The sequence below is a fragment of the Fluviirhizobium alvei genome, assembly GCF_030551875.1.
Taxonomy (GTDB): Bacteria; Pseudomonadota; Alphaproteobacteria; order Rhizobiales; family Rhizobiaceae; genus Rhizobium_E; species Rhizobium_E alvei.
In genome coordinates this window covers 73032-91981 of sequence record NZ_JAUOZU010000020.1, presented here as the reverse complement: position 1 = coordinate 91981, position 18950 = coordinate 73032, and the positions used below count along the sequence as shown (strand labels likewise).

Genomic DNA, 18950 nt, shown 5'->3' with positions numbered 1-18950 from the left:
TGCGGCCAGCGATGGAGACGGTGGATAGTTTCATTGGTGTTCTCCTTGCATCGAGCGTCAGGCGCTCCTCATCTTGTCAACTGCTGCAGGAATGCCTGCGGCAGCATCGTTCAGCTAAGCCGGCGCCGAAGTTCGGCGATCTTCTGCTCAATCTCATCCGGTTGACGGGCGGTACCATAAACATAATGGTCGGGGCGGACGATCACTGCGCACACATGATGATGATCGAACCATGAGGCCAGAATGCCATGTTCCTCAATCAGAATCTCATCGTTTCCGGTGACCGTTGACGGGGCTATGGAAAAGACCGACAGGCCGATGGACGCTGCTGACTGAGTGTCGACAGAAGCGTGCGGCAGCCGTCCATCCACGAAGAGACGCCAGCCACTGCCGGCGATCTTGTCGAGAAGGACAAGCCCGTCATCCGTGCGGACCGCCGGCTGCGGAAACAGAGAACCACTGGCGGGCGGGCTTTCCGCATCAATCAACCCCTCCTGCAAAGGAGGGACTATTTCCTGCCGCGTGATGGTCTTCGGCTTGCCTCCCCCATCGGTCAGAATCCGCGCGTCGCGTTCGGCTGCCTTGGCCGGATCGCGAATACAGATCATTTCACCAATGCCCTTGATGCGCCCCGTCAGTTCCTGGACATGCCGTTTGCGCTCGGTGCCATAGCTATCGAGCAGACTGTCCGGCGACTGACCCTTGATCACCCGGTCGAGCTTCCAGACCAGATTGGCGACATCGCGCAGGCCCTGGCACATGCCCTGGCCGATGAAGGGTGGCTGCTGATGGGCGGCGTCGCCGGCAATGAAAATCCGACCGGCCCGCCATGTCTCGGCCACAAGCGCGTGAAACCGATAGGCCGCGGCTCGCCAGAGTTCGCCATCCTGCGGCTCAAGCCAGGGCGAAAGCAGTGCCCAGACCTTGTCGGGCCGTTCCATTTCCCGCGGGTCCTCTTCCGGCAGCAGCATGATTTCCCATCGCCGGTGATTGCCCGGACCGATGACAAAGCTCGTCGGTCGCGCCGGATCGCAGAACTGCGCCGACGTCTGCGGCACCTTGCTGAATGCCTGATCGTTGACCAGCACATCGACCACCAGCCAGGGTTCGTCGAAAACCAGATCCTCAAGGCGGATCCCGGCCAGCTGCCGCACTGTGCTGGAAGCACCATCGCAGCCGATCAGATAATCGGCAGTCACATGACGCATGGTTCCATCAGCGGTGCGGATTTGGGCACGGACGCCGTGATCGTCGAATGCCATGTCGACCAGCTCGCAACCGGTTTCGATTTCGATGCAATCGAAACTTTCGGCATGCCGGCGCATGATTGCCTCCACCGGCGGCTGCGTGAACACCATGCTGGGTGTATAGCCCAGAGGATAAGGCTCCGGCACCATGTCGATCTGCCGGATCAGCTGGCCTTCGGCTCCGAAATGCCGAGAGGTGGAAAAAGGCGCAACATGCGGCATGATCGCCTCTGCGATGCCCATATTGTCGAAATGGCGCATGATTTCATGGTCGAGGGCGATGGCCCTGGGCTTGTCATAAATGCCCGTCAATCTGTCGATGACAAGCGTCCGGTGCCCGAGCTTGCCGAGCATTCCCGCAGCTACAGCACCGGCGGGGCCAAACCCTATGACCAGTACATCAAAATGATCATTGCTTTCGTTCTGCACGTTTGCCTGCCTGATGAGATTGGAATGGGTCGGAATTGGCGGTTCAAGGCGATGCGAATGGCACCGAAATCTGCGCCTTCTTGCATTCTTCGCTTTTCGGCGGGGCGATACCCCACTGATCGCTGCGGCCAGGGGGCCATATCCAGTCATCTGGGCAACCCACTCGGTAATGGTCGTCCACCTGCAATACTTCTGCGGTATATTCGACGACCACGCCCATAGGATCGACGAAATAGGCAAAGACATTGTCACCGGGACCGTGGCGGCCGACACCCCAGCCAATCGGATACCCGGCATCCTTGACATTGCCGGCGCCGCGCATGACGGACTCAAGATCCGGCATCAGGAATGCAATATGGTTGAGGCCATTGGTCGGTGCGTCCGCGATCACAACGGCATGATGGTCGCTGTTGCAGCGAAGGAAGGCCATGGCTTTCGACCGGTCCGTCAGGGCAAATCCCAGTGCCTGCTCATAGAAACCGGCAAGCGCATCGACATCGACAGAATTGATGTTCACATGCGCCAGCCTGACTGGTCTGTCCGCCACATTGCGCGCTGGCTTGGTCGCATCGCCGTGAACGAATTCGAGGCAGCATCCCTGTGGTTCGCGGACAGCGAAATGCCGTCCGCCCGCCGGGCCGGGTGCTGCTTCAAGCGGTCGGACAAAGGTCGCGCCCTGCGCAGAAAACACACCCGCCAAACGCTCGAGTTCGTCTTCCGACGAGGTGTGGAACGACACCTTGCGCAAATCCGACCCTTCGCCCGCCTTGAGTTCAAGCACATGGAAATCCGAGCCGGTGGCGGCCAGCCAGGCCTTGTCGCCTTCGCGCGCGACGAGGTCCAGCCCCCAGACGCCGGTGTAAAAGGCAATCGAATGGTCGAGGCTGGGCGTCGACAGTTCCACGCTGCGGAGCGCTGTCACCGGGAATATGGTCATTGCCCACTCCCGCCGCCGCATCGATCTCCAGATGAATGGCCGGCTCGCGCCACACGCATTTCCGACATTTGCTTTTCAATCCCTGACAGTTGTCCTGACCCAAGTCTAGAAAGGATTGTTCGGGCGTCCGTTACCGGATCGATCCGATCAAAGCTGCGTCCATCGCGCGCGCCTTGCGATTTGCCGTCGATAAGAAGATCAATGGCCATCTTTAAACTCCCTGCATTATCAGGTCTTTATTCGACAATGTCCTACGCTTGGCTGCGCTCGAAAATCGGCACTTCCGCCGCATAGACAAAGAAGGACTGCCGCTCGTCGAAAAAGCGGGACTGCGGATCCGCATTGATGTCACGCAGTGCCTGTTCATAGTCGCGGAACAGCCGCTCTGCGTCCGCACTGTCGAACCAGAGACTGGTCACCCCCTCGTAGAGCGGGACCTTTTTGCCGCCGAAATAGGCGAGCATGCCGTTGAAAGCCGGCAGTTGTCTGTTCTGGACACAGCGTCTTATTCCAGAGTTGCCGTCAGTAAGTTTGGCGGCAGCCCTGTCATGCGCCGCCGTCCACCGCTCGAAAAATACCTCAACAGCCAGGTCTGGAACCGATTTAAGGAAGTGCATGACCTTGAAGCTGCCGGCATCAGGCTCGGGCGCCATCATCTCCACTTCCTCGGCGACGATCGAGATCGTCAGGCTTTCATCGGCGAAGTTGCGCCCATCCGGGCCAATTTTGGTGCGGACATCGTGATTTGCGAAAGTCGTCCGCATGTCATCGGGACTGTCCCAGAAGAGTTCGGTCACGGAATCGCGCGGAGCTGCCAGGACATGCTCCGTTTCCGTTTGCGCGCCAAAGGCGCCGTCGAACACATGGTTCTGTACATAGCGGCGCAGGGTGACGGGGTTGTCCACGGTCAGCTTTCCGTGAACGAACTGGAGGTAACGGAGATATTCGGCATGCGTCATGCCGGGTTTCCTACACACGGCCGCAATCATCTTGATCATGTCATTTTACCCTTGTTGCCTTGTCGGATGTGGCGCGGTTCACGCGACCTTCGATGGGCGCGCGCGCAGGCCCGCAGCCTCGATTCCGGCGATTGCGCAAGCCTCGTCCTGATCACCGAGATCACCTGAAATTCCGACGGCGCCTATGAGATTGCCCTGCGCATCCTCGATCAGCACGCCACCAGGGGAAGCGACGAGGCGACCACCGGCGGCGACGGAGAGCATCGAGAAAAATGTGGGAAGGTTCTTCGCGCGATTGGATAGTTCGCGTGAATCGAAGCCCATGCCGAGCGAGCCCCAGGCCTTGCCGGATGCGATGTCGAAGCGGAAGAAGCCGGCGCCGTCCTCGCGCTTGAAGGCGATCAGATGGCCCCCTGCGTCCAGCACCGCCACGGCGATAGGTGCCAGTCCGCTCTCTCGAGCCTTGGCAATGGCGGCGTCGATGATCGCGCCGGATGAAGCAAGTGAAAGCATGTGTTCGTTCCTTTGGTGGTCTGGCGTTCGCATTCAGACGAACATGGCAAAGATGTCGCGCGAGCTTTTCGGCGTCGGCACCCTGAAATTGACGCTTTGGACATCAATGGCGGCCGGACGATCGAGGCAGGTTTCAAGCCAGCGCTTCATTGCCGTAAAAGTCGAAACGTCTATCTCGGCAATGGGGATGAAGTGCATCACGGCCGCGACGTTGAGATCAGCGGCGGTAAAGCGGTCCCCGAGAATGAAATCCCTGTCCTGCAAATGCTGCTCAAGCGCCGAGAAGGGGCGCGACAGCCGTTTCATCGCGATGGCCAGTTCCTCATCTGCCGGTTGCTTGGGTTCGAAGAGGTGGCGGATGGCAGCCGTCAGCAGCAAAGGCTTCTCGACTTCCGTCGCTACCCAGAAGGACCACTGCATCATCAGCGCCTCTTCTTCGGGCGATTGTGGACCAAGCGCACCACCATAACGCTTCGCCAGATAGAGATTGATCGCCAGCGATTCATAGAGAACGAGATCGCCGTCCTGCAACGTCGGACACTTGCCGTTTGGGTTTAACGCCAGAAACGCCGCTGGCTTTTCGGCGCCGGGCCGGAAGGCCAGAGGTTCATTGACATAGTCGATGCCAATCTCCTTCAGCATCCAGCTGCAGCGGTTGGCGCGTGTCTTTGTGACATCACCGTAGAGAGTAATCATGAATGATCGCCTTGGGATGGGCGGCCATGCTGTTCGCATGGCCGCGATTTGGGTCAGGGATGGTAATCGGAACCGAGCGCGTCGGCCGGAACCCAGATGCCATGGAAACCCTCATGCACACGGCAGGGGAATTTCAGGATCGCCACCGGCCCTCGCGACAGGTTGCGGGCGTCGAGAATGACCAGATCGGTGCGGTTCTCCGCCCGGCGTCCGACCATGGAAAGAAGCCATCCGTCGCCCTCTTCCGCATCTGCGCTTCTGGGTACGAAGTAGGGCTCTTCCGGCGCGGAATCCGGCCCGGCATAGTAGAAGTCGATCTTGCCGGTCTCTTCGTCGAAATGGCCGAGACAGGTGAAGGGCGGCCCCTTGGGGCCGAAAGGCAGCATCGGACCAAGCGCGGGATTGTTGGTGCCGAACCAGAAATGGCGGGTCTTGCGCATGGCAAAACGCGGATCAATGACCGGCATTTCGCCGATGTGATTGATGAAACGCTTGATTTCGACCGTATCGCTCTGACTGGAGAGATCGAGAATCCAGCGCTCGCCGAATGGCGGCAATTCATGAGCGTGCGGATCGTGGATGTCCGGGAACTGGCTGAGCCAACCGGAATCGGTCACAAACTGATCGAGCATGAGACGGCTGCCGTCTTCCCAGGCATTGAACGTATGTGTTTGCATCGCCACCTTTGGCGCCGTGAACCAGCGGATGCCAGCCACGCCCTGGTCGCGCGGGATGACGGCGATGTAGGTCTTGCGATGGCTGTCCCAATGCCAGTAGGACTCGCCTTTCTGGACGTGGTCCCAGTCGCAGACCATCGGGCAGATCACGAAAGCGATGAAATGGCGGGACACGAGAAAGTCGTGAACCATCGAACTGTACGGCGCCTTGAAGCGCTCGGTACGGGTGAACTGACCTTCCTTGTCGATGTTGTAGACTTCGATCTCGTCGCTGGCCACGCCCTCGCAATTGTAGGCGAAGGCCACGCATTCACCGGTGATGGGGTCGTATTTCGGATGTGCCGTGAAGGTCTTGCTCTTCAGCTGGCCACCGAAATCCGTCTGGCCGCGTGTCGTCAGATCGTTCGGGTCGAGTTCATAGGGCCTGCCGGATTCCTTGAGTGCGTAGAGTTTGCCATGATGCCACATGATCGACGTATTGGCGGTATTGGCATCCTCGCCGGCGACGGCTGGGGAATCGGTGAAGGGATTGCGGTAGGCGCCGAAAAGTGCCTGCCGGGCCTCACGTTCCAGCTGGAATTTGCGGGTCCGCACATAGCGCATGGTCAGGTCGGCATGCCCGCCCTGAATGCGCACCGAGTGAACCATGCCATCGCCATTCAGGAAGATATCCTTGCCGTGCAGCGGCGGATAGGTGTGGTCCGCACTGTTGCGGATATACATGCCTTCAAGCTCGGGCGGAATGCGTCCGATCACTTCGAGATCATGTACATGGCCTTCAATCCGGACCGGCGCCGCATAGCCATTGAAGACGATGTCATCGGGAAATTGTAGACCCGCCGGGGTCGCAACGTGCTTATTCATTTCTTCTCCTTGGAAAAGCAGTTTCGGGGTTTGCTATTCTATTGGCAGAGCCAGGGGGCGCTCAGGCCGACTGGCCAACCGGGCTCACGCTGGGCAACTCAGACCGGAGAAGGGTCAGCAGGCTGAGCGCCAGGATGGATACAAGCACTGCCGCAACGCCAAGCGCGCCATAGCCGAAGCCAGCCACGATTGCGCCGCCGACAGCAGGGCCGGTACAGGAACCGATCATCATCATGGCCGGCGTCGCGGATACGGCCCTGCCGCTGGTATCGAGCCGCGCTAGCAGGCCGAACAGGAACGTGTGGGTGAAAATGACGATCGAGACATAAAGCGCCGCCGCCACCGCATAGGGCATGAAGATTGGCGAGTTCGACATTGTCAGCGCCAGGAGAGCCTGAAGTACCGGACCGAAGAAGCCGACAGCAAGCGGCGACAGTCGCCGTTGAAGAATTGCCGCCAGCGCGCCCGGCAACAGGTTCACGAACCCGAGCACGATCAGAACGATATTGATTTTCTCGGTCTCGAAACCGCGGGCCGTGCCGATACGCTCAAGGAACGAAAAGACCATCGCCTGATTGAAGGTCAGGGCAATCACGACGCCGATGAGCATCCAGACGGCCTTGGGGGCTGCCGGCATTTTCGGAGCGGCCTCGGGTCTATGTGTCGCCCCACCGGCGGTGGGAAAGAACAGTGCCGTTACCACTGCCGCAAGACCCATGGTGCCGGCAAAGACCAGGAACATTGCCGATGCGTCGAAATGGATCACCAGTTGCGGCAGACCGGCAAAGAAGAATATGCCCAGCACGCCGAGCGCGACATTGACGAGGCCAAACAGCTGATGCGGATTGTCCGTCCGGCCGATATTGCCATGCGTTACCGAGAGCGCGCAGCCGGTGCCGAGCCCAGCAATGACATGCATGATAATGATGGGCAGGAGGCTCGCACTTTCAACCGGCTGCCGCGATACAATGAGAAATGCCGCACAGGAGACTGCAAAACCTGCGGCCACCGACGCCCGATGCGGAAGACGGTCAAACAATGGTGCCACGATCGTGCTGGCTATGACGACACTGAAAAGGAAAAGCGTAACTGTGAGACCTGCCTGGACAGGGCTAAACCCGTAATGCTGCATGAGGTTGCCGATCCAAAGAGGAAGCGCAACCATGTCGATCATTCCCGCGACGTGCCCGATACTGAGCACGACCTTTCCACCAAGACTGTTGGATTGTGTCATTCGCCCTCTCCCATTTTTTTTGAGGACAGCAAGGATCGTCGCCGATCCGTTCGATCGGGCACCATCGCTGTCACTCTCCTCCCGTGCCGTGACTTAGCACTTCTCAATTTTTAGCCTAAAGTCTTATGGTGGAAAAACAGATAGAATTCATGGTATGTATGAATTCAATTCATACCTAGATTGACAGGAAGCAAGCCATGCGACTGGACCGTTTTGACCTCAATCTGCTGGTCGTCCTCGACGCCTTGCTGGAAGAGCGCAATGTGACACGCGCCAGCGAACGGCTTCATATCGGCCAGTCAGCAGCAAGTGCCGCTCTGCGCCGCCTGCGGGATTTCTTCGGCGATGAACTGCTGGTTCCGGCCGGACGGCGCTTCGAGCTGACCCCACTCGCGCATGGCCTTGTCGGTCCGGTCAGGGACGCTCTGTTGCGGGCTCGGGCGGCGATATCGCTGCGCCCCTCCTTCGATCCGGCATCGGAAAACCGGCGCTTTGTCGTCAGTGCCTCAGACTATGCGATAACGGTCTTTCTCGGTCGGGCGGCGGTGGAAATCGCGTCAAGCGCACCGGGAATAAGGCTGGATTTCTGCCGTCCTCCGCTTGATCTTCATGAGGCTTTCGAGCGCGGCAGCGTCGATCTGATGATCATGCCCGAACAATATGCCGAACGTTTCGATCACCCGCAGATCACTCTTCTCACCGACGAGCATGTCTGTCTGGTTTGCGCGCGAAACGCGATCATTTCCGAGACACTGACCATGGAACAGTATCTCGATGTCGGCCATATCGCGGTCCGCCTCGGCGACGAGGAAAGTCTGGCCTTCGAGGAATGGTTCCTGCCGCGTTTCGGACGCCAGCGCCGGGTAGAGTGCAGCGTGGACTATTTCAGCGCGGTGCCGAGCCTGTTGATGAATACAAATCGTGTCGCAACCTTGCACCGGCGCTTCGCCGAGCATCTGACGCGGCTGTTTCCGTTACGGCTTATCCCTATCCCATTCGACATGCAGCCGCTGAGGGAAGTGATGATCTGGCCGCGTTACCGCGATCACGATCCAGGCCATGCCTGGGTTCGTGCAGCGATTACCCGATCCGCGACCGAACGTCCGGAATGACATGATCCGGGGCAAGTGGCGGTACCTGTACCGCGTCATCGACAAGCCCGTGCCGAGCGCCGATGCTCGCAATGAAACAGGTCCGTGGCCGCCCTCACAGTTGCCTGGCGGCCCGCAGGATTGCCCGGGTTGCCGCAATGGCCATCTCCGCTCGGCCGAGTGCATCGACCTTTGCGGCAAGCGCCCGGTGCGGGATCTCGACGCTGATGGTCACGTCCTTCGGGATGGCTTGAGCGAGGCCGACGAGATCGATGCCTCCCTCACCGGGAAAGAGACGTTCTCCGCGCGCGATACGGATCAGCCCCTCGTCGCTTGGATCGTAGGGAACGGCACCATCGCAGAACTGGACGTAGTTGACCCGCCCCCGTGGCATCGCCGCGATTTCCTCGAGCGTCGTTGCAGAACGATCGTAATGCAGTGCATCGACCAGCACCCCGCCATTGGCTTGGCCTGCCGCCTCAACGATTGCAAGTGCCGCTTTCAGGTCCGGAACAGCGGTCCAGGGCATGAATTCCAGATCCGCGGTGAGACGATGCTGACCGGCGCGTTCGCAGAAGCGGGCGAAACTGTCGATGAGCCGCGCCCGATCGGTATCGTCGCCGGCGACCAGCACATGCCGGGCATCAAGCGCTTCGCAACGCTCGCAGAAGCGGGCGAAGAGATCCCAGTCGTTTTCCGCCTTGAGGCGGATGATCTCGACATCGCCGACCAAAACGCCGGTGTCGGTAAGCGCCGAACGAACCTCCTTCAGCACCTTTCCATCCGTCAGCAACGGATAGTCGGGCTCGCCGCTGGCTGCGGCGGGCAGAATACGCAGGCCGACCATCTGGTAACCGGCTTCCGCTGCGATGCGCACGGCATCGACGGGACCGACATCGAAGGTGGTGAGAAATGCAAGAGACAGCGCGTGCATGGTCATTTCAACGGTGAGAAGGCAAGCGGCAGGGCGATCTGGCTGGTCATGTCGGGGGTCAACCAGTCCGGTCCACCCTTGGGTGGCCATTTTCCGTCGGCGACGGATTTCGCGCGGGCCTCCGAGCGCGCTGCGAGGCTTTCATAGGGCCAAATCTGGGTGAGACGCGGCTCGCCGTCGAGCCCGTACATGGCGACCGTCAGCTTGGAATAGGCTTCGCGCTCCGGCACGGCATCGGCCCATTTGCCCATTGTGGGCACGATGCCATTGATCTTCGTCCGGTAGGTGCGGAATTCATAGATCGGGCCATGTGCGCCGGGCTCGACCGGAGGCAGAAAATCCAGCGCGCGATAGCTCTGCATGTCGAGCGAAACCAGATGCTCGACACAGCCGAAAGGATTGTCGCTCAGGAGTGCACGTTCGCGCTCGGCATAGAGATCCCCGAGGCTGTCGAAAGCACGCAACACGAAGACTCGGTTCAGCGTGCCGATATCGGTTCCCCAGGCACCGCAGAGCCGCCCCTTTCCGTCCTTCACCCAGGCTTCGATGGCGGGCGCTGCCTTGCCGGCACCAAAGATAACCGTGTCGAGTGTTGCAAGTTCATAAAGGTTCATGCCGTTTTCTCCTTTGAGGTCGTTTCGATGCCCTCGACGGGCTGTCCGGCCAGCACGCGGCCGGCGATATATCCGAAAGTCATGCCCGGTCCGAGCGTGATGCCGCCGGATGGATAGTTCCCGCCCATCACCGAGGACATGTCGTTACCGACCGCAAACAGTCCTGGCACCGGTTTGCCAGTGCGATCGAGCACCCGTGCGGTCGGGTCGGTCACAAGACCGGCGAAGGTGCCGAGCGAACCGGGCACGATCTTCACCGCGTAAAAGGGTCCGTGTTCGAGCGGCGCGAGCGACGGATTGGGTCTATGTTCCGCATCGCCCTGGACGCGGTTATAGGTCGAGCGTCCACGATGGAAGTTCGGATCCTCGCCCTGCACCGCATGTCTGTTGAAGACATGGACGGTCGTTTCGAGCGTTTGCCGGTCGATGCCGCAGGCATGCGCAAGGTCGCCAAGTGTCCGGCCGGTCTTGAGATAACCCGAGCGGATTGCGGGACCGAGCGGAAAGGGAAAGGGTTTCGACCAGCCGAGACCCCAACGGCGTTGCGCCTTGTGATCGGCGATCAGCCAGGCAGTGGGCGGGCGCCCGGACGGCGTCGCCAGAATCAACGCCTTCATGAAGTCGTGATAGCTATCCGCCTCGTTGACGAAACGCCTGCCCTCCGGGGTCACCGCTATGATGCCGGGTTTGGCCCGCTCCACAAGATGGGGGAAATGCGCCGCACCGCCATCCGGGCGCGGCACGATCGAAACGGGTGCAAGCGCCACCGACGAGGCCAGATCGTCGGACACGGCGCCTCCTGCCGCTTCCCCCAGACGCAAGCCGTCGCCGGAATTGCTGCGGGGAGCGGCGGAGAAATGTCCCTGCCCGCCACCGACATTGCTGGCCATGAGGTCGAGCCGGGCCGGATCATGCGGGAAACCGCCGGTTGCCAGCACCACGCCGCGCGCCGCCTTCACAAGTGTATCGCCGCCAGGTGTGGCAAGACGCGCACCGATGACGCGATCACCGTCGCGGAGAAGGTCGATTGCCGGGGCGCTGTCGATCAGGGTAACGGAAAGATCGAGCGCGGAGCGCATCAACCGCGCCACCAGCGCATTTCCATTGACGAGCTGCATGCCGCGGCGATGGAGGGCGAGATCCCGGAAATGTCGCGCAAGGCGCTTTGCCACATGCAGAGCCGAACCGGGCTTGCGCAATGCGTTGAAGAAATGCGCCATATCGGCACCGCCCGCGATCCCCATGCCGAAAAGACTGACGACATCGAGCGGCGGTCGCAATTTCTTCGCCCAGTCTCCCAGTTCCCGTGCGTCGTAGGGCTGGACGGAGACGGAACGACCGCCCTTCGATGCGCCGGGCGTTTCATGAAAATCCGGAATGCGATTGCCATCGATCCAGCGGATGGCGCTCTTCTCGGCAAAAAAGGATACCATCTCGGGTCCGTTGCGGAGAAAGGCGGACAGACGAGGATCGGAAGCGCGGTTCCCAAGTTCGCTGCGCAGATATTCCAGCGGCCCTTCGGGAAGCTCTTCGATACCCGCTGCTCGCGCAAGCGGATTGCGCGGAATCCAGAGCCATCCCCCCGACCAGGCCGACGTGCCGCCGAACTGGGCTTCCTTTTCCGCCACCACGACCTTGAGGCCGAAATGTGCGGCTGTCACGGCTGCGGCCAGACCTGCCGCGCCCGAACCGATGACCAGTACATCGCACCCGAGAGTGCGTATCGATTGCCGTTCCATTCATCCCCACTTGCGGGCACGTGGCGTCGGGACATCCCGGCAATGGAACGGCAGACCGCTCAGGCGGTCTTGCGATCCTTCGCGGGAGCCGGCTCCACGGCCTTCACGATTGCTTGAAAATACTGCGACCCAGCGGCCGCTTCTCCGAGTTCCGCTGCCGATGCCTGAAGCGCCGGAGCCAGTTCCGCCATGCGCTCAGCCGTCATCCGCACCGCCGGACCGGCGATGGAAAGACAACCAAGAACAGGACCATTCGCGTGATAACGGACGGGCACCGCCATCGCGGCCATGCCGGCGATGTAGCTGTCGACCGCCGTGGCGTAGCCGCGTGCCCGCGCTTCCGCCAATTGTTCGAGAAGAAGTGTAAGGCTCCGCGGCGCATTTGGCCCCGCGCCATCCGCCTGCCGCAGCAGACCCTGCGCGGCGACCCGCGCGAGCGCTTCGTCATCGCTCATCGTCGCAAGCCAGGCCTTGCCGCCCGAAGAACTGGCAAGATGCACGACCACGCCCTGTTCCTGGCCCGGATCGTAACGCAATCCGCGTGTCGCACCCTGTGCCACCGCCACCCAGATCAGCCGGTCGCCATCGATCACCGAGAGGCGGATCAATTCGCCCGAGCGGGCCGCCAAGGCATCCAGAACCGGTTGAGCAACATCGGTAATGCCGGCGCGCCCCAGGAAGCCTAGCCCCATTGCCGGCAATTTGATCGTCAGTGCGTAATCGCCCTGCGCCTGCACCTGCCGCACATAGCCGAGGCGACCCAGTTCCTGCAGCGTTCGATGGACGCCGCTGACAGGCTGATCGGTCGCTGAGGCGATCGCCGAGACGGGCAGCCCCGTCGGGTGATCGACAAGAAGTTCGATGATGGCGAGGGATTTCTCAAGGACGCTGCTCATGGACCATTTCCGTAATTGAATATGGTTCCACTAATGGCATCCAGCGGCGAAAGGTCAACCGAAACCACACGTCCGGTTGCTGCCGCCTGGCCGATTGCGTCGAGTACGATGAGATTTGCCGTCGCATCGCGCGCCGAGACGAGCGGTGCGCCGCCGTTACGGATCAGACCGGCGAAATGCGCCAGTTGCGCCTCATAGGGATCGGCCGTCTCTACGGCGATCTTCGTCGGGTGCAATGCCCGCGTCCAGTCCGGTTCACTTTCCGGCTCCCAGAGCGTAAGGTCCGGCAACGAAAGTCCGGCGCGGCTGCCGGCATAATGGTGCGCGGTGACCGGATGGGCAGGAAAGCGCAGCCTGTTCTCACCTGCCGACAGATCCCAGGCCCAGGGGCCGGTCGCCGCGTCCGAGATGCAGAGAGTTCCAAGTCCGCCACCGACAAACTCCAGGCAGACCGCAGCCGTATCCTCGACGGCGAAGCCGCGCCGCTTGTTGCTGGCCATTGCCTGAACGGTGGCTATTTCACCGAAAAAATGCCTGAGAAGATCGATTTCGTGAACGAGGTTGATCAGAAGCGGCCCGCCTGCACCCGGTGCGCGGCGCCAGGCCGCCTCGAAATAGGAGGCTGGCTTGGCCAGCGAACAGGTGACGGTCGCCATCACGAGTTCACCGATTCTGCCCGAGCGGATTGTTTCATGTGCCTTGCGAATAATCGGGTTGTGACGCCTGTGATGACCGACGAGCAACGGAATGCCGGTCTCGTCTGCAACTGCGATCAGGCCAAGGGCCGAGGCGAGACTTTCAGAGACCGGCTTTTCGAGAAGCACGGGAATTCCAGCCCGCAACAGTGCCTCCGAGACCGGAAAATGGGTCTCATTGGGTGTTGCGACAATTGCGGCCCTGGCCGAGCCGGACCCAATCATGGTCTCCACATTCGGGAATAACGGGACGCCGAGTGCACTGGCGAGAGTAGCGCTCGCCGGCATGGGATCGACAATCGCGGACAAGCGGAACCCCGACATACGCCCGATCGAATCGATATGCGTACGACCGATGGCGCCTGCTCCGATGACAGCGATTTCGATTGGCTGCGGCATGTGATCCTCCCGATCCTGTCTCGACGAATAGCAGACGAAAAACAGAAATGGAACTACTTTTTATTCTTGAATCACATTCCATTTTTTGCAATGGTGAACCCGGAGCATCTGAGCGATTGGGACTCGGAGAGGAGAACCGCATGCAAAAAGCACTGGCCGAGATCAGGCAAACCTACGATGTTGTTATTCTCGGTGCCGGCGCCGGCGGCATGTCCGCCGCTATCTTTGCCGCCCTTGAGGGCATGCGGGTCCTGTTGGTGGAGCGGACGGAATATCTTGGTGGCACCACCGCTTTTTCCGCTGCGACCACCTGGATTCCGCTTACACGCCATTCCCGCGCCATCGGCGCCGATGATAGCCGCGAGAAAGTCTCGGGCTTCCTTGACCGTGCGGTTGGAAATCGCAGTCCGAAAGCGCTGCGCGAGGCATTTCTGGCAGCCGGACCGGACGTCATCGATACGCTGGAAAACAGGACGGACGTCCATTTCCGGCCCCGTCCCTTCCATCCCGACTATCTATACGAGCTGGAGGGTGCGACATCCTTCGGCCGCGCCCTGGAACCGATGCCATTCGAGGCTGGCGATCTCGGAGCTGATCTCGCTCTCATCCGACCGCCAATCCCGGAATTCACCATTCTCGGCGGCATGATGATCGATCGAGACGATATCGCCCACCTGATGAAGATGGGCAAATCGCTGAAATCGGCTGCCTATTCGGCGCGGCTGATTGGTCGCTACTATCTCGGCAAGATGCGCCATGGTCGCGATCCGCGCCTGCTCATGGGCAACGCCCTGATCGGCCGCATGCTGATGACCGCCAACAAGCTTGGCGTCGATATTCTGACCGAGACCGAAACCACAGCCTTCGCGACGGATACGCATGGCGTCACGGGCATCAGCTTGCACCAGAATGGCATCGACAAACGCATTTCGGTTGCGGGCGGCGTCGTGCTTGCGTCCGGCGGCTTCGCACGCCATCCAAAGATGCGGACCGAAAAGCTGCCGCATCCGGCGCCGGAGTTCAGCCCGTCCGCCCCCGGCCATACCGGCACTCTGCACGATCTCGCCTTTGCCGCCGGTGCTCATCACGGAACCTCGGGCGCCCAGCCCTGCTTCTGGGCGCCGGTGTCGCACCGCAGGCGACCGGATGGCTCGATGGCCGTGTTCCCGCATTTCGTCTTCGATCGGTCCAAGCCAGGGATCATCTCGGTCGGGCGCGATGGCATGCGCTTTGTCAATGAAAGCACCAGCTACCACCAGTTCGTCTCCGCCATGTATGCGACCAACAAGGACGGCAGCCATGTGCCGACCTATCTTATCGCCGATGCACGCGCACTGAAGACCTATGGCATGGGCATGATCCGGCCGGGCGGCGCCAACATCAAGCCCTATCTTGCCGACGGCTATCTTACGGAAGGTGCAACGCTCGATGATTTGGCGCAGAAGCTCGGCATCGATGCGGATGGCCTGAAGGACAGCGTTTCCCGCATGAACGCCTATGCGAAGACCGGCATCGATGCCGATTTTGCCCGCGGCACCACCGTCTATGAAAAGGCGAATGGCGACCCGACGCATGGGCCCAATCCGACGCTCGGAACGCTCGATACGGCACCTTATTATGCAGTGAAACTCTGGCCGGGCGACATCGGTTCGGCCATGGGCCTGGTGGGCGACGAGAGCGCCCGGCTCCTGCGCGAAGACGGATCCGTCATCGAAGGGCTCTATGCCTGCGGCAACGATCTGCAGTCGATCATGGGCGGCGTCTATCCCGGACCAGGCATTACCATCGGTCCGGCAATCGTTTTCGGCGCCATTGCCGCCCGCCATGCGGCCCAACGTGCGATGGCAGCACGGCGGGGAGAAGCGGTATGAGCCGAATCCTCGTCACCGGCGGCACCGGTTTTGTCGGTCTCCGGACCGTCGCGTCACTCTTGAAGGCCGGCCATCAGGTGCGGATATTCGATCTTGCGCCGCGCCCGGAGCGTCTTGCGTGCGCCGCCGAAGTCGAAATCATTACCGGTGACATTACCGATGCCGCCGCCGTTCAAGCAGCGGCAAGAGATTGCGGCGGTATCGTCCATCTCGTCGGTCTGATGACGGTCGATTGCGCTCGCGATCCGGTGCTTGCGACACGGGTCAACCTGATCGGCAGCATCAATGTTTTCGAGGCCGCCAAAGTGGGCCGACTGCCGGTCGCCTACCTGAGCACGGCGGGCGTCTTTGGCCCCGAGGATGCGGTCAATCCCAAACCGATGACAGTCTATGGCGCGACAAAGCTCGCGATCGAAGGGGTAGCCCGCGCCTGGCAGCTGGATTACGGCGTTCCGAGCCTCGGACTGCGCCCCTACATCATCTATGGCCACGGCATCAGCGCAGGAATCGCTGCGGGACCATCGATCGCGATTGCTGCATCCGTCGCCAGAACCCCGGCGGAAATCCGATTTTCCGGCCGCGTCGGCTTCGTCTTCGTCGATGACGTGGCGCGGATGCTCACGAGTGCGATGACAGTGCCGCTTGAGGGCGCGACTGCTTTGACGATGGCAGGCGACATCGCTGAGATGGATGCTTTCGTCAGCGAACTTGCCCGCCAGACCGGCTGGGACGGCATTACCGTTCGCGGCGAGCCTCTGCGCATTCCCGCTGATCTGGCATCCGATCCGGCGCCTGCCTTCCTCGGACCGCAGCCTGCGACGGAAATTGCTGCCGGCATTGCGCAGACGATTGCCGCGCTCTCGGCGGGGACCGTTCAATGAATCGTCCAATGTTTCGGTCCCATCATCCATTTCCCGGCGGCGGGGACCATGGTTCTGTCTATCACGAAAGTGGCCGGGCAAGCGTTGGCCCGCGCCTCGGGAGGAATGCATGACGCAGCAATTGAAGATCGACGGAGAAACCCGGATCTTTCCGATCATCGGCCATCCGATCGGGCAGGTGAAATCGCCGGCATCCCTGAGCGGGATCATGGCGGACAGAGGTTTCAACGGCATGGTGGTCCCGATCGACATCCATCCGCAGGATGTGGCCGGCTGGCTCGCGCAAGCCCGTGCGATGCGCAATGTCGATGGCATCATCGTCACGGTTCCCCACAAGGTCGCCTGCCTTGCCTTCTGCGCCCGTGCATCGGCACGCGCCAGGGCATCAGGCGCGGTCAACATCATGATCCGCGACGGCGACGACTGGATCGGCGATGCGACCGACGGCCACGGCTATCTCGATGGCATTGCAGCGGAAGGTTTCGACGTGTCCGGCAAACCGGCACTCCTGATCGGCGCGGGGGGAGCAGGCTCGGCCATCGCCTATGAAATTCTGGCGCGCGGCGCCACCGAACTTGCGCTTCACGATATCGATGCGGGCAAGCGCGATGCACTTCTTGCGCGGCTGAACGAGGCCTTTCCGGGCAAGGCGCGGGCCGGCAGCACGGATCCGCGCGGTTTTGCGCTCATTGCCAATGCAACGCCGCTCGGCATGCGAGAGGGAGATCCCCTGCCTGTCCAGGCGGAATTCCTGACGCCGCAACAATTCGTCGCCGATGTGGTGACGCGACCGGCGGTGCCGCCGTTGATCGCCGCTGCGCGTGCCGCAGGCTGCGGCACCATGCCGGGTTCGGGAATGTTCAACGCCCAGGCGGTTCTGCTTGCGGAACTCCTGATGGGGATGCGTTCGATCGACGCCTGAAGGCGGCAGCGTAGCCGCATCGAAACAAAGGGATGGAAGAATTCGCCTGCCCCGGGAGAAGTTCAAGGGCGGTCGCATTCCGAGCAGTCGTCATGAGGACCGCTGCCGGATTTTTTGATAGGATCATTCACGGGAGGAAGATGATGATCAGGAAACTGCTTTCAACAGCCGCAATTCTGTTGGCCTGCACCGCGGTACCGGCGCTGGCCGAGCTCAAGGTCGGCTCCATCGTAGAATTGTCGGGACCGGGTGCGGCCGCCGGAACCAATTTCCGCGACGGCGTGAAAATGGGCTTCGAGGAAATCAATGCCGCCGGCGGTATTCTCAAGGAGCCGGTCAGCGTTCTCGAATATGACAGCCAGACCGATCCGCAGGTCTCCCGCGCCATGGTGCAGAAAGCGATCGACGATGGCATCTATGCCATTACCGGAACGGTGTTCTCGTCCTCGACCGTGGTCAACATGATGGTTGCCAAACAATATGGCATTCCGCAGTTCACCGGGTCGGAAGCGCCTTCGATCACCGCCAAGGGCAACCCCTACATCTTCCGCACCGCTTTCGGTTCCCAGAAGGGCGTGCCGAAACTCGTGAAATATATGATCGAGAAGATGGGCGTGAAGAAGGTCGGCGTGGCCTGGGCCAATACCGAATTCGGCAAGGGCGGCCATCAGGCATTCCTCGACGAAGCCCAGAAAGCCGGCCTTGAGATCGTCGTCGATGTGCCATCCGAACAGGCGCAGGCCGATTTCTCCGCTGACGTGCTGAAGCTGAAGAATTCCGACGCGGAAGCCTTCTTCGTCTATTACACCGAAGAAGAAAGCGCCCGCTTCCTGCGCGAAGCCCGCAAGCAGGGCCTCGACAAGCCGCTGCTCGGCGAAACCACGCTGATCGGCCACAAGGTGATCGAGCTTGCCGGCGATGCAGCAAACGGCGCCATGGGTCATGTGGGCCTGACACCGGACGCCGATATTCCGGCACTCAAGGAAATGGTCGAACGCTTCAAGACCAAGTTCAAGTACACGCCGGACCACAATGCCATCAAAGGCTATATCGCCGCCTGGACGCTCAAATATGTCACCGAAATGGTGGGTAGTCCCGACAGCAAGGCAATCGCCGAAAAAATGCATGGCCTGACGCTCAAGGCATCCGAATATCCCGGTGTTCTCATGGATGTGAGCTGGGACGAAACCGGCGAAATGTCTCGCGAGAGCTTCTTCGTCAAGGTCGAGAACGGCAAGCAGGTTGTCGACGCCATCTTGCCGGCGAACTGAGCCGCATGAACCCCACCGGCGGCTCGCGCCGCCGGTCCCCATCCGATGCTTTCCTAGAGCCGACCACCAGCCCCCGAGGAC

At 60.9% G+C, this 18950-nt stretch carries 18 protein-coding genes; 5 read left to right on the top strand and 13 right to left on the bottom strand.

Translation table 11 applies throughout. The annotated features are described in order from the left end of the window. Positions 1-110: 110 nt before the first annotated feature. The 8 genes from mhpA to Q4481_RS22445 all read right to left on the bottom strand — a co-directional run bounded on the left by mhpA (position 111) and on the right by Q4481_RS22445 (position 7556). The gene (gene mhpA / locus Q4481_RS22480; RefSeq protein WP_304378655.1) at positions 111-1676 is read right to left on the bottom strand and encodes a bifunctional 3-(3-hydroxy-phenyl)propionate/3-hydroxycinnamic acid hydroxylase MhpA; all 1566 of its coding nucleotides are present in this window, start codon (positions 1674-1676) and stop codon (positions 111-113) included. Between the two features lie 43 nt (positions 1677-1719). Further along, the gene (locus Q4481_RS22475; protein ID WP_304378654.1) at positions 1720-2613 is read right to left on the bottom strand and encodes a VOC family protein; all 894 of its coding nucleotides are present in this window, start codon (positions 2611-2613) and stop codon (positions 1720-1722) included. Continuing rightward, positions 2610-2822 carry a hypothetical protein gene (locus Q4481_RS22470; RefSeq protein ID WP_304378653.1) on the bottom strand — a complete coding sequence of 71 codons (213 nt, stop codon included), beginning with the start codon at positions 2820-2822 and terminating at the stop codon, positions 2610-2612. The genes Q4481_RS22475 and Q4481_RS22470 overlap by 4 nt, the downstream gene beginning before the upstream one ends. 42 nt (positions 2823-2864) lie before the next feature. Continuing rightward, complete coding sequence (locus Q4481_RS22465) at positions 2865-3572, bottom strand: EthD domain-containing protein (protein ID WP_304378652.1); 708 nt, start codon at positions 3570-3572, stop codon at positions 2865-2867. Between the two features lie 78 nt (positions 3573-3650). After that, positions 3651-4085 carry a GlcG/HbpS family heme-binding protein gene (locus Q4481_RS22460; RefSeq protein WP_304378651.1) on the bottom strand — a complete coding sequence of 145 codons (435 nt, stop codon included), beginning with the start codon at positions 4083-4085 and terminating at the stop codon, positions 3651-3653. A 33-nt stretch (positions 4086-4118) separates the two neighbouring features. Then, complete coding sequence (locus Q4481_RS22455; RefSeq protein ID WP_304378650.1) at positions 4119-4781, bottom strand: glutathione S-transferase family protein; 663 nt, start codon at positions 4779-4781, stop codon at positions 4119-4121. Between the two features lie 53 nt (positions 4782-4834). Beyond that, a complete protein-coding gene (locus Q4481_RS22450) occupies positions 4835-6322 on the bottom strand; it encodes a carotenoid oxygenase family protein (protein ID WP_304378649.1) in 1488 nt (495 codons plus the stop codon). Between the two features lie 61 nt (positions 6323-6383). Then, a complete protein-coding gene (locus Q4481_RS22445; protein WP_304378648.1) occupies positions 6384-7556 on the bottom strand; it encodes an MFS transporter in 1173 nt (390 codons plus the stop codon). Positions 7557-7753: 197 nt separating this feature from the next. On the opposite strand from Q4481_RS22445, the gene Q4481_RS22440 reads away from it, so the two are divergent. Then, positions 7754-8668 (top strand): LysR family transcriptional regulator, encoded by a 915-nt coding sequence (locus Q4481_RS22440; protein ID WP_304378647.1) that lies wholly within the window; start codon positions 7754-7756, stop codon positions 8666-8668. Positions 8669-8762: 94 nt separating this feature from the next. Here Q4481_RS22440 and Q4481_RS22435 read toward each other — a convergent pair whose 3' ends face one another. The 5 genes from Q4481_RS22435 to Q4481_RS22415 are packed head-to-tail and all read right to left on the bottom strand — an operon-like array spanning position 8763 to position 13924. After that, positions 8763-9581: a sugar phosphate isomerase/epimerase family protein gene (locus Q4481_RS22435; protein WP_304378646.1), complete on the bottom strand. Its 819-nt coding sequence runs from the start codon at positions 9579-9581 to the stop codon at positions 8763-8765. A 2-nt stretch (positions 9582-9583) separates the two neighbouring features. Further along, positions 9584-10195, bottom strand: a complete 612-nt coding sequence (locus Q4481_RS22430) for an NIPSNAP family protein (RefSeq protein ID WP_304378645.1) — start codon at positions 10193-10195, stop codon at positions 9584-9586. Then, positions 10192-11934 (bottom strand): FAD-dependent oxidoreductase, encoded by a 1743-nt coding sequence (locus Q4481_RS22425; protein WP_304378644.1) that lies wholly within the window; start codon positions 11932-11934, stop codon positions 10192-10194. Before Q4481_RS22425 ends, Q4481_RS22430 begins: the two co-directional genes overlap by 4 nt. 59 nt (positions 11935-11993) lie before the next feature. Next, the gene (locus Q4481_RS22420; protein WP_304378643.1) at positions 11994-12830 is read right to left on the bottom strand and encodes an IclR family transcriptional regulator; all 837 of its coding nucleotides are present in this window, start codon (positions 12828-12830) and stop codon (positions 11994-11996) included. Continuing rightward, the gene (locus Q4481_RS22415) at positions 12827-13924 is read right to left on the bottom strand and encodes a Gfo/Idh/MocA family protein (RefSeq protein ID WP_304378642.1); all 1098 of its coding nucleotides are present in this window, start codon (positions 13922-13924) and stop codon (positions 12827-12829) included. Before Q4481_RS22415 ends, Q4481_RS22420 begins: the two co-directional genes overlap by 4 nt. 140 nt (positions 13925-14064) lie before the next feature. Between Q4481_RS22415 and Q4481_RS22410 the strand changes: the two genes are divergently transcribed. The 4 genes from Q4481_RS22410 (at position 14065) to Q4481_RS22395 (ending at position 18869) form a co-directional block, all read left to right on the top strand. Further along, positions 14065-15795 (top strand): FAD-dependent oxidoreductase, encoded by a 1731-nt coding sequence (locus Q4481_RS22410; protein ID WP_304378641.1) that lies wholly within the window; start codon positions 14065-14067, stop codon positions 15793-15795. Beyond that, a complete protein-coding gene (locus Q4481_RS22405) occupies positions 15792-16676 on the top strand; it encodes an NAD-dependent epimerase/dehydratase family protein (RefSeq protein ID WP_304378640.1) in 885 nt (294 codons plus the stop codon). The genes Q4481_RS22410 and Q4481_RS22405 overlap by 4 nt, the downstream gene beginning before the upstream one ends. 109 nt (positions 16677-16785) lie before the next feature. After that, a complete protein-coding gene (locus Q4481_RS22400; RefSeq protein ID WP_304378639.1) occupies positions 16786-17598 on the top strand; it encodes a shikimate dehydrogenase family protein in 813 nt (270 codons plus the stop codon). 140 nt (positions 17599-17738) lie between these two features. Continuing rightward, positions 17739-18869 carry an ABC transporter substrate-binding protein gene (locus Q4481_RS22395; protein ID WP_304378638.1) on the top strand — a complete coding sequence of 377 codons (1131 nt, stop codon included), beginning with the start codon at positions 17739-17741 and terminating at the stop codon, positions 18867-18869. The last annotated feature ends 81 nt before the right edge of the window (positions 18870-18950 follow it).

Coding starts and splice junctions, on each gene's coding strand:
- Q4481_RS22475 (WP_304378654.1), bottom strand. CDS start 2,613: ATGACCATATTCCCGGTGACAGCGCTCCGCAGCGTGGAACTGTCGACG.
- Q4481_RS22470 (WP_304378653.1), bottom strand. CDS start 2,822: ATGGCCATTGATCTTCTTATCGACGGCAAATCGCAAGGCGCGCGCGAT.
- Q4481_RS22455 (WP_304378650.1), bottom strand. CDS start 4,781: ATGATTACTCTCTACGGTGATGTCACAAAGACACGCGCCAACCGCTGC.
- Q4481_RS22465 (WP_304378652.1), bottom strand. CDS start 3,572: ATGACGCATGCCGAATATCTCCGTTACCTCCAGTTCGTTCACGGAAAG.
- Q4481_RS22440 (WP_304378647.1), top strand. CDS start 7,754: ATGCGACTGGACCGTTTTGACCTCAATCTGCTGGTCGTCCTCGACGCC.
- Q4481_RS22405 (WP_304378640.1), top strand. CDS start 15,792: ATGAGCCGAATCCTCGTCACCGGCGGCACCGGTTTTGTCGGTCTCCGG.
- Q4481_RS22400 (WP_304378639.1), top strand. CDS start 16,786: ATGACGCAGCAATTGAAGATCGACGGAGAAACCCGGATCTTTCCGATC.
- Q4481_RS22415 (WP_304378642.1), bottom strand. CDS start 13,924: ATGCCGCAGCCAATCGAAATCGCTGTCATCGGAGCAGGCGCCATCGGT.
- Q4481_RS22425 (WP_304378644.1), bottom strand. CDS start 11,934: ATGGAACGGCAATCGATACGCACTCTCGGGTGCGATGTACTGGTCATC.
- Q4481_RS22395 (WP_304378638.1), top strand. CDS start 17,739: ATGATGATCAGGAAACTGCTTTCAACAGCCGCAATTCTGTTGGCCTGC.
- Q4481_RS22410 (WP_304378641.1), top strand. CDS start 14,065: ATGCAAAAAGCACTGGCCGAGATCAGGCAAACCTACGATGTTGTTATT.
- Q4481_RS22435 (WP_304378646.1), bottom strand. CDS start 9,581: ATGCACGCGCTGTCTCTTGCATTTCTCACCACCTTCGATGTCGGTCCC.
- Q4481_RS22445 (WP_304378648.1), bottom strand. CDS start 7,556: ATGACACAATCCAACAGTCTTGGTGGAAAGGTCGTGCTCAGTATCGGG.
- Q4481_RS22450 (WP_304378649.1), bottom strand. CDS start 6,322: ATGAATAAGCACGTTGCGACCCCGGCGGGTCTACAATTTCCCGATGAC.
- Q4481_RS22430 (WP_304378645.1), bottom strand. CDS start 10,195: ATGAACCTTTATGAACTTGCAACACTCGACACGGTTATCTTTGGTGCC.
- Q4481_RS22460 (WP_304378651.1), bottom strand. CDS start 4,085: ATGCTTTCACTTGCTTCATCCGGCGCGATCATCGACGCCGCCATTGCC.
- Q4481_RS22420 (WP_304378643.1), bottom strand. CDS start 12,830: ATGAGCAGCGTCCTTGAGAAATCCCTCGCCATCATCGAACTTCTTGTC.